This window comes from Agrobacterium sp. rho-8.1 (assembly GCF_033957725.1).
In the GTDB taxonomy this organism is placed as follows: Bacteria; Pseudomonadota; Alphaproteobacteria; order Rhizobiales; family Rhizobiaceae; genus Agrobacterium.
In genome coordinates this window covers 2,755,313-2,769,074 of record NZ_CP192788.1, presented here as the reverse complement: position 1 = coordinate 2,769,074, position 13,762 = coordinate 2,755,313, and the positions used below count along the sequence as shown (strand labels likewise).

Annotated in this window: 12 protein-coding genes and 2 riboswitches; of the genes, 7 read left to right on the top strand and 5 right to left on the bottom strand. The window is 57.0% G+C overall.

Annotated features, from left to right (window positions below; all coding sequences use genetic code 11):
- Positions 1–8: 8 nt before the first annotated feature.
- Both RMR21_RS13560 and RMR21_RS13555 read right to left on the bottom strand, forming a co-directional pair.
- Positions 9–830 carry a DeoR/GlpR family DNA-binding transcription regulator gene (locus RMR21_RS13560; protein ID WP_498668500.1) on the bottom strand — a complete coding sequence of 274 codons (822 nt, stop codon included), beginning with the start codon at positions 828–830 and terminating at the stop codon, positions 9–11.
- 116 nt (positions 831–946) lie between these two features.
- Entirely contained in the window at positions 947–1,846 is a 900-nt protein-coding gene (locus RMR21_RS13555) for a polyprenyl synthetase family protein (RefSeq protein WP_498668499.1), read from the bottom strand.
- A 170-nt stretch (positions 1,847–2,016) separates the two neighbouring features.
- Between RMR21_RS13555 and mtgA the strand changes: the two genes are divergently transcribed.
- Positions 2,017–2,763 (top strand): monofunctional biosynthetic peptidoglycan transglycosylase, encoded by a 747-nt coding sequence (gene mtgA / locus RMR21_RS13550; protein ID WP_498670169.1) that lies wholly within the window; start codon positions 2,017–2,019, stop codon positions 2,761–2,763.
- Positions 2,764–2,768: 5 nt separating this feature from the next.
- On the opposite strand, the gene RMR21_RS13545 is transcribed toward mtgA, so the two are convergent.
- Entirely contained in the window at positions 2,769–3,791 is a 1,023-nt protein-coding gene (locus tag RMR21_RS13545; protein WP_498668498.1) for an aldose epimerase family protein, read from the bottom strand.
- 75 nt (positions 3,792–3,866) lie between these two features.
- Positions 3,867–4,805 (bottom strand): homoserine O-acetyltransferase MetA, encoded by a 939-nt coding sequence (gene metA / locus RMR21_RS13540; RefSeq protein ID WP_498668497.1) that lies wholly within the window; start codon positions 4,803–4,805, stop codon positions 3,867–3,869.
- 76 nt (positions 4,806–4,881) lie between these two features.
- Positions 4,882–4,958: riboswitch (SAM riboswitch) on the bottom strand.
- Between the two features lie 90 nt (positions 4,959–5,048).
- Here metA and RMR21_RS13535 point away from each other — a divergent pair.
- The 6 genes from RMR21_RS13535 (at position 5,049) to RMR21_RS13510 (ending at position 12,878) form a co-directional block, all read left to right on the top strand.
- Complete coding sequence (locus RMR21_RS13535) at positions 5,049–5,699, top strand: thiamine diphosphokinase (protein ID WP_498668496.1); 651 nt, start codon at positions 5,049–5,051, stop codon at positions 5,697–5,699.
- Positions 5,700–5,703: 4 nt separating this feature from the next.
- Positions 5,704–7,524 (top strand): ABC-F family ATP-binding cassette domain-containing protein, encoded by a 1,821-nt coding sequence (locus tag RMR21_RS13530; protein WP_498668495.1) that lies wholly within the window; start codon positions 5,704–5,706, stop codon positions 7,522–7,524.
- Positions 7,525–7,580: 56 nt separating this feature from the next.
- Positions 7,581–7,690: riboswitch (TPP riboswitch) on the top strand.
- Positions 7,691–7,732: 42 nt separating this feature from the next.
- The gene (gene thiB, locus RMR21_RS13525; RefSeq protein ID WP_498668494.1) at positions 7,733–8,746 is read left to right on the top strand and encodes a thiamine ABC transporter substrate binding subunit; all 1,014 of its coding nucleotides are present in this window, start codon (positions 7,733–7,735) and stop codon (positions 8,744–8,746) included.
- Positions 8,747–8,764: 18 nt separating this feature from the next.
- On the top strand, positions 8,765–10,384 hold the full coding sequence (thiP, locus tag RMR21_RS13520; protein WP_498668493.1) for a thiamine/thiamine pyrophosphate ABC transporter permease ThiP: 1,620 nt from the start codon (positions 8,765–8,767) through the stop codon (positions 10,382–10,384).
- Entirely contained in the window at positions 10,381–11,097 is a 717-nt protein-coding gene (locus RMR21_RS13515; RefSeq protein WP_498668492.1) for a thiamine ABC transporter ATP-binding protein, read from the top strand. Before thiP ends, RMR21_RS13515 begins: the two co-directional genes overlap by 4 nt.
- 254 nt (positions 11,098–11,351) lie before the next feature.
- Positions 11,352–12,878: a M48 family metalloprotease gene (locus RMR21_RS13510; protein ID WP_498668491.1), complete on the top strand. Its 1,527-nt coding sequence runs from the start codon at positions 11,352–11,354 to the stop codon at positions 12,876–12,878.
- Between the two features lie 98 nt (positions 12,879–12,976).
- Here RMR21_RS13510 and RMR21_RS13505 read toward each other — a convergent pair whose 3' ends face one another.
- Positions 12,977–13,546, bottom strand: a complete 570-nt coding sequence (locus RMR21_RS13505; RefSeq protein ID WP_174154279.1) for a CarD family transcriptional regulator — start codon at positions 13,544–13,546, stop codon at positions 12,977–12,979.
- Positions 13,547–13,762: the final 216 nt, after the last annotated feature.

Genomic DNA, 13,762 nt, shown 5'->3' with positions numbered 1-13,762 from the left:
AGTGCCGGTCATCGGGACTGGTCCTTCGGTGCATGCGTGTGAGATGAGGTGCCGGACGACGATCCAGCCTGATGAATGTTGACTCCCGTCCCAGCGAGAGCGCCGACCATGGTGAGATCGGCATCCTTCTCAAGAACGAGGGTAAGCGTCGAAGACAGTGGGGAAACATGGAAAGCCGAGGGTACCCCCAGCTTCTCGGAGGTTATGGCGGCAAGTGTCCTTGTGCTGGCTTCACAGGCAAGCCGCTTGAAGGTGGCATCCTCATAGATTTCGGCACAAAGTCCATCCACTGTCAGACCGCAGACGCCGACGATGCAGAGATCGGGCCGCATCTGTTCCAACTGCCGTATGGCCGTCGCATCGATGGCCGCGCCGATGGCAGGATTGACCCGGCCACCGATCAGAATGAGATCGATGTCCGTATTTCCTTCAAGTTCGGCCGCGATGACCGGCGTGCTGGTGATCACGGTAAGCTTCAAACCCACCCCAAGATTTTTAGCAATAGCCAGATTGGTGGAGCCCGCATCGATAAAAACGGTCATCCCGTCCTGTAAGAGGCGAGCCGCAGTTCGGCCCAACGTCGCCTTGCGATCCGGCATTTCCGTCATGCGGGTTTTCAATGGGACGGTTGTTCTGGTCGCCAAAAGCGCGCCGCCGTAAACGCGCGTGCATTCTCCGCGAGCCGCCATCTCGCGCAGATCGCGCCTGACCGTATCTTCCGAGACGTCGAACGTCTGCGCCAGTTCCTGCGCCAGCACCCGGCCGTGCTGTTGTAACTGGGCGTAGATCAGCGCTTGTCGTTCGCTCACAAAATGGTCTGGCTTGTTCATTCGGAATCATTCGGCTAAATCGTGCATAAACATGCATATGATGATCAAGGTCATCGATCAAGCGATTTTTGGCGAGCGTTTTTAAAAACAGGAGCTGACTGGTCTGGCGATGGCAGTCAGTTTTTGCGCTCGGCAACGAACCGAGCGGTCTCGATCAGAATATCCGCGCGTTTGCCATAGGGGGAGAGCAGATCCGAGGCTTCTGACACCAGTTCACGCAGGCGGCTTCGACCCCAGTCCGATCCGCGCAGGGCAACCAATGTTCCCTTTCCGCGGGCAGCATCCTTGCCGGTCGCCTTGCCCATGGTGGCGGCGTCTGAGGTGAGATCGAGGAGATCGTCGGCCAGTTGGAAAGCAAGGCCGATCTTTTCGCCGTAGCTGCGCAGGCGCGTTCGCTCGGTCGGATCACTTCCGGCGATGATCGCACCGGCTTCGCAGGCAAAACGGATCAGGGCACCGGTTTTCATCGCCTGCAATGTAATCACGCCATCCTCGTCGGGGGCTTGGCTCTCGGCGGCCAGATCGAGTGCCTGTCCGCCCGCCATGCCGCCGATACCCGCTGCTTTCGCCAATGCGAGGACGAGTGTGGCTCTGCGATCGTCGGGTAGGGTGGTGTCCGGTGACGCGATAATATCGAAGGCGAGCGTCAGCAGGCTATCGCCCGCCAGAATAGCCGTCGCCTCATCGAATTTCCTGTGAACCGTCGGTTGGCCGCGCCGCAGATCATCATTGTCCATGGCAGGAAGATCATCGTGCACCAGCGAATAACAGTGCAGGCATTCCAGCGCTGCGCCGACATGCAATGCGGCGGTGGGGTCACCACCCAAAAGAGCTGCCGTTTCGATAACCAGAAACGGCCGCAACCGCTTGCCGCCGTTCAAGACGCCATGGCGCATGGCGTTTAGAAGGTTTTCCGGGCGGGTGATCTCGTCGGTGCGTGGTCTGCTGGATAGCAGCTCGCCGAGCAAGGCTTCGGTTCTTGCCGCATTGTCGCGCAGCCTGGTCTCGAATGTCATCTTGCCTGTTTCCTTACCATGTCAGGTGACGGTTGGCTCTTTCGCATGGGGAAAAAAGGCTGGCAATCGTTTTTGTCATCTGGATGTGGAACTTCGTTATCGACAGTAGCCTTGATGGTGTATGCGGAATATGAAAGGTTTCAATGGGTAGCGAAGTGGGGGCAAAGTTTTTGAGCAGCACGCCGGACAGCGAGACGGATCACGAAACGCTTGTCGAGAGCGGGAGAAAACCTGATGTGGATGTGCGAAGCCTCGTGAAACGGATCCTCCTCTTCATTCTCGTCCTGCTGGCTTTGCCCTACCTGCTCATTGCGCTCTATGCCCTGCCTTTCATGCGTCCGGTTTCGACGCTGATGCTGGCCGATCTGGTGACGTTTCAGGGCTATGATCGACGCTGGGTGTCGCTCGACGAGATTTCGCCACGGCTCGTGCAATCGGTGATGATGTCCGAGGATGGGCAATTCTGTTCCCACGGCGGAGTAGACTGGAACCAGATGCAGACGGTGGTCAACAGCGCATTGGAAGGTGAAGCCACGCGTGGTGCGAGCACCATCCCCATGCAGACGTCAAAAAACCTGTTTCTATGGAATGGCCGGTCCTTTGTGCGCAAGGGACTGGAACTGCCACTCGCCGTCGTGTCCGACTTCGTCTGGTCAAAGAAGCGAATGATGGAAATCTATCTCAACATCGCCGAATGGGGCCCTGGCATTTACGGCATCGAAGCGGCGTCGCAATATCACTTCAAGGTCTCCGCCTCGAAGCTCAGCTCGCGACAGGCGGCCCTTCTGGCGGTGGCGCTGCCCAATCCGATCGATCGCGTTGCCGGTAAACCAGGTCGTGGCATGCAGCGTCTTGCCGGGCTTATCGAGAGACGAGCCCGCGGATCAGGCGCTTATGTCGGCTGCGTGCTGGACTAGGAATTTCAGCCCTTGGTGAAGATGTAGTCGGTTTCCTGACGAAGCGTCTCGCCGGGGCGCAGGATTGCCTTCGGGAAACCATCGTGATTGATCGCATCCGGCCATATCTGGGTTTCGAGGCAAAGGCCTGCGAAAGGTCCATAGTGACGGCCCTCCAAGCCCGGAGCGCCCGTGTTCAACTTGAAAGCCGAGTAAAATTGCACGCCGGGCTCGGTCGTGTGGACTTCCAACGATACTTTCGAGGCTGGTGCCGTAACGCGCGCGACCCTTCGCTTGGCGACGCGCTCTGATGACAGACAGAAATTGTGATCGTAGGTCACCTGCTCGCCGTTCTCTTCCCGCGCGACGGGAACGGGACGGCGCAGATCGAACACGGTGCCGTCAACGGCACGGATTTCGCCGGTCGGGATTTGCCGCGCATCGGTCGGTAGATAGTGATCGGCGGCGATTTCGATTTCGTGGCCAAGCGTGTTTTGCGCGCCATCGAGATTGAAATAGGAATGCTGGCAGATGTTGGCGATGGTGGGCTTGTCGGTTGTTGTCTCATACACAACAGACAGCACACCACCTTCCCGGATCGTGTAGGTCGCGGTCACGGTACAATTGCCCGGATAACCGGCGCGACCATCGGGATCGACGATCTGCAGAACCACGTGGTCGGGGCCGTGTTCCACCAGCAGCCAGTTGCGCTTGCCGATGTTGTCGCTGCCACCGTGTAGATGGGTGACACCTTTTTCGTTCAGATCGAGCTGATAGGTCTTTCCATCGATATTGAACTTGCCGCTATCGATGCGGTTGGCATTGCGGCCCGGCGTCGCGCCGAAATAGGAGGAGTATTTCGGGTAGTCATCGAAATTGTCGAAGCCCAGAACGAGTGGTGGCTCGTGGCCATCAAGGCGCAAATCCTGGATAACAGCACCCCAGGTCATGACATGGGCCGTCAGTCCGTCTGCGGAAATGGTGACACGCTCGACCTTTTCGCCCGATGCCGTCAGTCCGAAATTTTCCCGTGTTGCACCATCGTTCATCGTCTTCATTCTCCCAATCGACACATGTGGGCCGGACGTTGCTTTATTTTACGGCCTCACGCAATTGCAGAATTTTCACTCTCCGGTCTGGTTCTGGCCTTTTCCGATCTCTTCCAGATCATATGGTGTCGTCTGGTAAATCTCGTTGATCCAGTTGCCAACAAACAGATGGGCGTGGCTGCGCCAGCGGTTGAGCGGCGTCAGACCGGGGTCGTTGTGCGGAAAATAATCATGCGGCACCTTGATCGGCACGCCAGCGTCGACATCGCGAAAATATTCATCGGCGAGCGATGTGGAATCGTACTCGACATGATTGAACATATAGAGCCGCTTGCCTTTCTTTTCGTGCACCAGGCAAACGCCCATCTCCTCGGATTCCATCAGGATTTCAAGGTCGGGGTGCTTTTCGATGTCGGCGCGGCGGACTTCCGTCCATCGCGAAACCGGCACCTGAAAATCATCCGAGAAGCCATTGAGATAGATGGAGGCAGGGCTCAAATTGCGGTGGCGGTAGACGCCGAACGCCTTTTCCTTCAGCGCGTGCTTCGGCACATCATGGAAATGGTAGATGGCCGCCATCGCGCCCCAGCAGACATTCAGCGTCGAATGGACATTCGTCTCCGTCCATTCGAAAATCTTCCGCATCTCATCCCAATAGGTCACATCCTCATAGGTGAGTTTTTCCACGGGCGCGCCGGTGATGATGAAGCCGTCGAACTTGCGGTGACGCACCTCTTCCCAGGTCTCATAAAAGGATAGCAGATGCTCTTCCGGCGTGTTCTTGGCACGGTGGCCGCCGATACGAACCAAAGAGAGCTCCACCTGAAGCGGAGACGCGCCCACCAGTCTCGCCATCTGGATCTCGGTCTTGATCTTGTTCGGCATGAGATTGAGAAGCCCGATCTGGAGCGGGCGAATATCCTGCCGGATGGCCGCCGTTTCTGTCAGTACCCGCACACCCTCATGTATCAGGGTTTCGAACGCAGGCAGCGTATCGGGAATTTTTATCGGCATGTCGAACTCACTTCCGTGGTGGCGAGGGCCATAAACACAAAAAACCGGCAACGAAATCGCAGCCGGTCCTCGGAAATGAGATGTTTCCTCGACCATTTAGCGACTTCTTTAAAGTGGCTGCAAGCCGGTCGGCAAATCACCACTGGCAGGTGTCATAATCCTCTCGCTCAAGAAAATCAATATCACCGCTTTCCAAGGCGTTTCTGCCTTTCCATCCAACACCGTTCCGGGCTATGGCAAGGCATGACGACCAGCCACTTCACCATTTTGCTCGGCGGCAACATCACCGTTACAGATCGCTTGCAAAAGGCGGTGGCGGATACGCGCGTGATTGCCGCAGACAGCGGCATGCGTCACGCGCAACCGTTGGGGCTTACCCCTGAGCTTTGGGTCGGCGACTTCGATTCGTCCGACACGGCGCTGCAAGAGGGTTGGCCCGATGTCGAGAAACAACCGTTTCCGGCTGCAAAGGGCGTAACAGACGGCGAGATAGCGGTTTCCGAAGCCCTGTCCCGGGGTGCGCAGCGATTGACACTGGTCGGAGCATTGGCGGGTGAGCGGTCGGACCACGCGCTGTTTCATCTGCTTTATGCGGTTTCGCTGGCAGAGCGCGGATTCGAGGTGGTGCTGACATCGGGCGAAGAAGAGGCTTATCCTCTGATGGAAGGCACTCTGGCGCTCGATCTTCCCTCCAGTTCCCTGTTTTCCGTTGCCGGTTTTACCGCGCTGGAAGGCCTCGATATCGAAAATGCACGCTATCCCCTAGAAAACTTCGCGCTTGCTTTCGGCTCGTCGCGCACTATTTCCAACGTGGCGGAAGGGCCTTTGCGCCTCCGCCTCAAAAGCGGCAAAGCCATCGTGCTTGCCCGTCCTTATGACCTGACCGGAGCCTGATACCTTGGCACCCCCCATTCTGAAACTCGACGATATCATGCTGAAATTCGGCGCTACCCCGCTGCTTGACGGTGCAAACCTGCAAGTCGAGCCGGGCGATCGCATCTGCCTCGTCGGCCGCAACGGTTCGGGCAAATCCACGCTGATGAAAATCGCTGCCGGTCTGGTCGAGGCGCAATCAGGTGAGATTTTCAAACACCCTTCCGCCACCATTCGCTATCTGGATCAGGCGCCGGATTTTCCCGGTTACGAGACAGTGCAGGCCTATGCCGAAGCGGGTCTGGGACCGGGCGATGATGCCTATCGCGTCACCTATCTGCTGGAACATCTGGGCCTGACGGGACAGGAGCATCCGTCCAGCCTTTCGGGTGGAGAAGCGCGCCGCGCCGCACTCGTGCGCGTCATGGCACCTGAGCCTGATATCCTGATGCTGGACGAGCCCACCAACCATCTCGACCTGCCAACCATCGAATGGCTGGAAAGTGAATTGCAGCAGACACGCAGCGCGCTTGTGCTGATTTCGCATGACCGTCGTTTTCTCGAAAAAGTCTCAACCGCCACTGTCTGGTTGGACCGCGGGCAGGCGCGTCGTCTTAGCCGCGGCTTTGCGCATTTCGAGGAATGGCGCGACAAGGTGCTGGAAGAAGAAGAGCTGGAACAGCACAAGCTCGGCAAGGCCATCGAGCGTGAAGAGCACTGGATGCGCTATGGCGTGACCGCCCGCCGCAAGCGCAACATGCGCCGTGTGGGCGAACTTCAGGCGATGCGTGCCGATTATCGCGGCCATAAGGGACCGCAGGGTTCAGTGCAGGCAACGGCGGCGGAGGGGCGTGAATCCGGCAAACTGGTGATCGAGGCTCATGCCATCACCAAATCCTATGGTGAGCGAGACATCGTTACGCCATTTTCCCTGCGTGTCCATCGCGGCGATTGCATCGGTTTTGTCGGACCCAATGGTGCTGGCAAGACCACGCTGTTGAAGATGCTGACGGGCCAGTTGAAGCCCGACACGGGTAAAGTCAAACTCGGCACCAATCTGGAAATCGCCACGCTGGACCAGAAGCGTGAGGATCTCGACCCCAACGATACGCTGGCGCAATATCTGACCGATGGCCGTGGTGAAAACCTTCTCGTCAATGGCGAGCTGAAACATGTCACCGGCTATATGAAGGACTTTCTGTTTGCGCCCGAACAGGCCCGCACGCCGATCCGCAATCTCTCGGGTGGGGAACGCGCGCGTCTCATGCTGGCACGCATTCTGGCCAAGCCCACCAACCTTCTGATCCTCGACGAACCGACCAACGATCTGGATATCGAAACGCTCGATCTGTTGCAGGAAATCGTCGCGAGCTTTTCAGGCACCGTCATTCTCGTCAGCCACGATCGCGACTTTCTTGACCGGACCGTGACCTCGACGATCGCGCCTGCCAATCCGGATGCGCCGGATGGCCGCTGGATCGAATATGCCGGCGGTTATTCGGATATGATGGCGCAGCGCAAGGGCGCGTCGGACGAGAAGAAAAAAGCCGAAAAACAGGAGAAGGCGAAGTCTGCATCCAACACAGCGTCCGACCCTGCCAAGGCGAAGGGAAAGCTCTCCTTCAAGCAGAAATTCGCACTCGAAAATCTGCCGAAGGAAATGGAGAAGACCCAACTCGAAATCGCTGAGCGCGAACAACGCATGGCCGACCCCAATCTGTTCGCCAAGGACCCGGCTATCTTCAACACACTTGCGACTGAAATGTCGAAGCTTCGCGAAAAACTCGAGGCCATGGAAGAAGAGTGGCTCGAGCTGGAAATGCTGCGCGAGGAGCTGGGAAACTAAAGCCGTTGGCGTCGACGCCATCTTGCTAATTCACCGATCACCGACTACACATTTGCTCAGATCTAACGGGGTGCTTTGTTCTTTCAAGGACAGGGCTGAGAGGCGTTGCCAACCCGAAGAACCTGATCCGGTTAAGACCGGCGGAGGGATTAGACGGCTTCCATCCAGACGCCTGTTCCCCGTTGCCCATGTCGAGGAGGTGCTGTTGATGTATCGTCGTTTATTCCTGCATTCGCTGATTGCCACGTCTTTGTTGTTGCCAGCCATTGCTGTCGCGCAGGATAAGAAGACGCTGACGGTTTACACCTATGAGAGTTTCGTTTCCGAATGGGGCCCAGGCCCCAAGGTCAAGGCTGCCTTTGAGGAAACCTGCAATTGCACCGTCAACTTCGTTGGCGTCGCAGATGGTGTGGCGCTTCTCAACAGGTTGAAGCTTGAGGGTGCGAGCTCCAAAGCCGATGTCGTCGTCGGGCTTGATACGAACCTGATCGCCGAGGCCAAGCAGACCGGACTTTTCGAGCCATCGGGTATCGATGCTTCGGCTGCCAAGGTGCCGGGCGGTTTTACCGATGATGTCTTCGTGCCCTATGATTATGGCCACTTCGCTGTCGTCTACGACACGCAGGTGCTGAAAAATCCGCCGAAAAGCATGAGGGATCTGGTCGAGGGCGACCCTTCGCAAAAGATCGTCATTCAGGACCCGCGCACGTCTACGCCCGGTCTTGGCCTGCTGCTCTGGGTAAAATCGATCTATGGCGACAAGGCACCCGAAGCGTGGGCCAAACTGAAGAACCGCGTGCTGACCGTCACCCCCGGATGGTCGGAATCCTACGGTCTCTTTACCAAGGGCGAAGTACCGATGGTGTTGTCCTACACCACCTCGCCCGCCTATCACATGGTCTCGGAAAAGACGGATCGTTATCAGGCAGCCAGTTTCGAAGAAGGGCATTATATCCAGATTGAAGTGGCTGGTATCTTGAAGAACGCGCCGGAACAGGCGCTGGCAAAGCAGTTTCTGGCCTTTATGCTGACCACGGGGTTTCAGGATGCCATCCCTGAAAACAACTGGATGAGGCCGGTCGCGGCTACTTCCGCGCCGTTGCCGGAGGCCTTCTCCAAATTGGTCCAGCCCTCGAAGACGTTTCTGATGTCTTCCGAAGAGGTGGCGAAGAACCGCAAGGCCTGGATCGATGAATGGCTTACGGCCATGAGCGTGAAGTAAGGCGGATCGCCGAGCATCATGATCGAGCGCCGCGACAGTCTAGGATTTATCGTCAGTGGAACGGTGGCATTTGCCGCCATTCTTCTGTTCATCTGTCTTGCTGTTACGGCTCTATTGTCCTTCGACACCGGCGCGGCGACGACTGAATTGTTCGATGCCTATACGCTGCGCATTCTGCGCTTCACGCTCTGGCAGGCGACACTTTCGACGGTTCTGTCCCTCGTGCTTGGCTTGCCCGTTGCGCTTGCGCTTGCCCGGCAGAGAGATTTTCCCGGCCGTATCTGCATCATTCGCCTGATGGCCGTGCCAATGGGCCTGCCGGTGATCGTCGGTGCGCTGGGGCTTATAGCGATCTGGGGCAGGCAAGGTGTTTTCAATACGCTTCTCATGTCGGCGGGCGCGGCGCAGCCGTTTAGCATCTATGGCTTGTCTGGCATTCTCATTGCCCATGTGTTTTTCAATCTGCCGCTGGCGGTGCGGTTCTTTCTGGCTGGGCTGGAGCGGGTACCATCGGAATATTGGCGCATGAGCGCTAGCCTCGGTCTTGGGCCTGTCTCGACGTTTCGTTTCATCGAATGGCCCGCCGTTTCAAGACTGCTTCCCGGGGTGGCGGGACTGATCTTCATGCTGTGCGCCACGAGTTTTACGCTGGTGCTTCTGCTGGGTGGCGGACCTGCGGCGACGACGATCGAAGTGGCGATCTATCAGGCACTGCGCTTCGACTTCGATCCGCCGCGTGCTATTGCACTGTCGCTGATGCAGATCGGCATGACGGGTGTTCTGCTGGCGTTGCTGTCCTTGTTGCCTTCGGCAGACGCAGAGGCAGACAGTTATGGCCGAGGTGTTCGCCGTCTGGATGGAGAAAGGCTCGCAGCTCGCCTTTGGGACGCGGGGACGATCACCCTGGCGATGCTGCTGGTCGGGTTGCCATTGGTAGCCGTCGTTGCATCGGGTCTTTCTGCCGATCTCTGGCGCCTTTTGTCGGCCAACAGCTTTCGGCGTGCAGCGATGACAAGCCTGCTGATCGCGGTTGCCTCTGCCTCGCTTGCCATTCTTGTTTCCATTGCACTCATTCGCGCGCGCCGAGCCATTGCTGTCGACCGACATGCTGGGTACGGAATGAAAGCACTTTTCATAGCCATGGGCAGCGGTTCATCCTTCGTATTGCTGGTGCCGCCGGTAGTGCTGGGGAGTGGTTGGTTTCTGCTGCTGCGGCCTTTTGGCGATGTGGCCATGTTTGCGCCTGTGCTTGTCGCTGTCATCAACATGCTGATGGCGCTCCCCTTCGTCATACGCGTTCTGGAGCCGGCTTTCATAACCCACCAGTCACGCACGGGACGTTTGTCCTCCAGTCTCGGCCTTTCCGGGTTCTCCCGGCTTCGCATCGTGGATTGGCCGATTTTATGGCGACCGGCGGCCATGGCATTTTCGTTTGCCATGGCGCTTTCGATTGGCGACCTGGGTGCCGTTGCCCTGTTCGGCTCCGAAAGCTTCGTGACTTTGCCCTGGCTCGTCTATAGCAATATGGGCAGCTACAGAACCAATGACGCTGCGGGTTATGCCTTTATTCTGGCTGCTATCTGCCTCGCACTTGCAGCAGGCGGTGTCTCGCGACAACCATCGAGAGGCACCGAATGAGCGCGCAAGGGTGGGGTGCCAAGCTCGACAAGGTGACTTTGACGCTCGGCGAGCAGGACTTCGTGCTGGATTGCGGCTTTGCACGCGACAAGATCACCGCTGTCATCGGCGCCTCGGGTTCTGGAAAATCTACGCTTCTCAACCTCGTTGCAGGCTTTGAAACACCGGATGCGGGCCGCGTGCTGATCGATGGTCACGACATGCGCAGGCTTGATCCCTCAAAACGACCCGTCTCTCTGATCTTTCAGGACAATAATCTCTTTGCGCATCTGGATGTTTTCACGAATGTCGGCTTAGGCGTCAGTCCCTCCTTGAGGCTGTCGCGCACCGATAAAGCCAATATTGAGGAGGCATTGAATCGCGTCGGTCTCAATGGTTTTCAACATCGGATGCCATCTACGCTGTCGGGAGGAGAGCGGCAGAGGGCGGCGCTGGCGAGAGCGCTGGTGCGTCAACGCTCCGTCATGTTGCTCGACGAACCCTTCGCTGCGCTCGATCCGGGCTTGCGCGCCGGCATGGCGACATTGCTGAAGCAACTTCATGCAGAGATGCAAAATACCATTCTCCTTGTGACCCACCAGCCTGATGATATTCGCCGTCTCGCCGATGAGGTTGTTTTTCTCTCGAACGGTCGCGTTTTGTTTAAGGGGGCCGCCGATGATTTCTTTGCTGCGACCCATTTGAAAGAGATCGGAACATTTATGTCGGGTTGAGGGGGCGTGGCCGCGTCACAATTTCGACGCGGGTCACTGTCAAGTCTGCAAAATCACATGGACGGTACGCTATTTTTGCACTTGCGAATTTTATGTAACTGCTTGAAAAAACGATGTGAACAATTTCTTACTTGAATACGTTCGTGTGAGGGATCGTTTTCACAGCTTGAGCATTCAAGCGCCCGTGTTCGGCAATATGGTATACTGGTCTGCAGTTAACGGATGATCAGGAACGTTAGGAGCAGACAAGCGTAATGGCGACGTGTGTGAAGGCTCGGAAGGGCCACACCTCCGGTCAGAAACCATGGCAGCGGGGCGCTGCGGCAAGGCGTGGTTTGGCGCTTGTTACCGCTGGCCTCCTCTTGTCTTCTTGCCAGTCGCTTTTTAGTCCCTCCTACCAGTCAACGCTCAAGCCGTCGGACAATCCGCAGACCGTCGAACAGGTGCAAAAGGACGACCCGCGTGCGCAGATGGGTGCACGCGAGCATCCACGTATCGTGGCAAGCTATGGCGGTGAATATCGTGATGACAAGACAGAACGCTTGGTTGCACGCATCACTGGCGCACTGACGGCGGTTTCTGAAAATCCACAGCAGTCCTATCGCATCACCATTCTCAATTCCCCGGCAATCAATGCTTTTGCTCTGCCGGGGGGATATCTTTACGTGACCCGTGGACTTTTGGCGCTCGCGAATGATGCGTCTGAAGTGGCGGCGGTTCTGTCGCACGAAATGGGGCATGTCACTGCCAACCACGGTATCGAACGCCAGCGCCGGGAAGAAGCGGAAGTCATTGCCAGCCGCGTGGTCGCGGAAGTGCTGTCGAGCGATCTGGCCGGAAAACAGGCCTTGGCGCGCGGCAAGCTACGTCTTGCGGCCTTCTCCCGTCAGCAGGAGTTGCAGGCGGACGTGATCGGCGTGCGCATGTTGGGCGAAGCTGGTTACGACCCATTTGCGTCGCCGCGTTTCCTCGATTCGATGGCCGCCTATGCGCGCTTTACGTCCGCAGATCCCGATAGCGATCAAAGCCTCGACTTCCTGTCGAGCCACCCGAACACACCGCAGCGCATCGAGCTTGCGCGTCGCCATGCTCGCGCTTTCGGGCAGGAGGGGCAGGTCGGCGACAAGGGTCGCGACTGGTTCCTGAACGGAATTGATGGTTTGCTCTACGGCGATAGCCCACAAGAAGGTTATGTCCGTGGCAATACCTTTCTCCATGGTAGCCTTGGCATTCGTTTCGATGTGCCGGAGGGCTTCCAGATCGACAATAAGGTCGAGGCCGTCCTGGCCACTGGCCCCGGTGAAATGGCAATCCGTTTCGATGGCGTGGCGGATCCCAAGCAAACGACACTTCCGAATTACCTTACAAGCGGTTGGGTCGCTGGGCTGCTTCCGGAGACGGTAAAGGAAATTGAAATCAATGGACTTCCAGCAGCAACGGCTCGGGCCAGTGCTGACAAATGGGATTTCGATGTGACTGTTATCCGTGTCGGACAGCAAATCTTTCGCTTTTTGACCGCAGTACCGAAGGGCAGTGCTCAACTTGATAGCGTCGCCACTATTTTACGGACCAGCTTCCGCAAAATGACGCCTTCGGAAATTGCGGCTTTGAAGCCGCTGCGTGTCAGGGTCGTGACGACAAAGCCCGGGGATACGGTTGCTACCCTCGCTGCCCGGATGATGGGAACGGACCGGAAGCTGGAACTTTTCCGCGTTCTCAATGCCATGAGCGCGACATCAGTCATTCAGCCTGGTGAACGGGTCAAGATTATAGCTGAATAAAAAACCCGACCTTTGAATTGAAACCCTTGAAACTGACCGTCAGTGTCCAGGGATGCAATTCAAAGGTCGGGTTCTTAAAAAACGCAGTCGAAACCGGTTTAAGCGGCTTCTTCCTGTGCGTCTTCTTCGTCTGCGGTCTTGCCGCGCTTTGGTCCCTTGTTGAGATTGACCTCTACAAGGCGGACCGCCTCTGTTTCGGACATCTTGTTAACGGCAGCAATTTCACGCGCCATGCGATCAAGGGCTGCTTCGTAAAGCTGACGTTCGGAATAGGACTGTTCCGGCTGATTTTCGGCCCGATAGAGATCGCGTACAACTTCAGCGATGGCGATCAGATCGCCGGAATTGATCTTTGCATCGTATTCCTGCGCACGACGCGACCACATCGTCCGCTTGACACGAGCTCTGCCCTGGACAACTTTCAACGCACGCTCGACAAAGTCCTCTTCGGATAGCTTGCGCATGCCGATAGTGACAGCTTTGGCGACCGGAACTTTCAGACGCATCTTGTCTTTTTCGAAATCAATGACGAACAGTTCGAGCTTCATGCCCGCGACTTCCTGCTCTTCAATAGACGAAATGGCACCGACACCATGAGCGGGATAAACGATTTGCTCGCCGATCTTGAAACCGTGACGCGCTGGAGATTTCTTCTGCTGGATAGTCATTCGTTCTAAAAACTCCCTGTTGCATGCACCCGGGGGTCCGGGGTCGGGTCGGTAAGGCCCGGATGAGACGGGGGAAACCGTCAGGTGACTTCGTACTGGTACAGACGTGCGCTCAAAAATAAATCACATTGCAACCGGCAGGTTGACAACACAAACGAACGATATGTCACGGAAACCGCGTGCAAGTGATGAATTGCTTTCGTGGTGTTTTTGGGC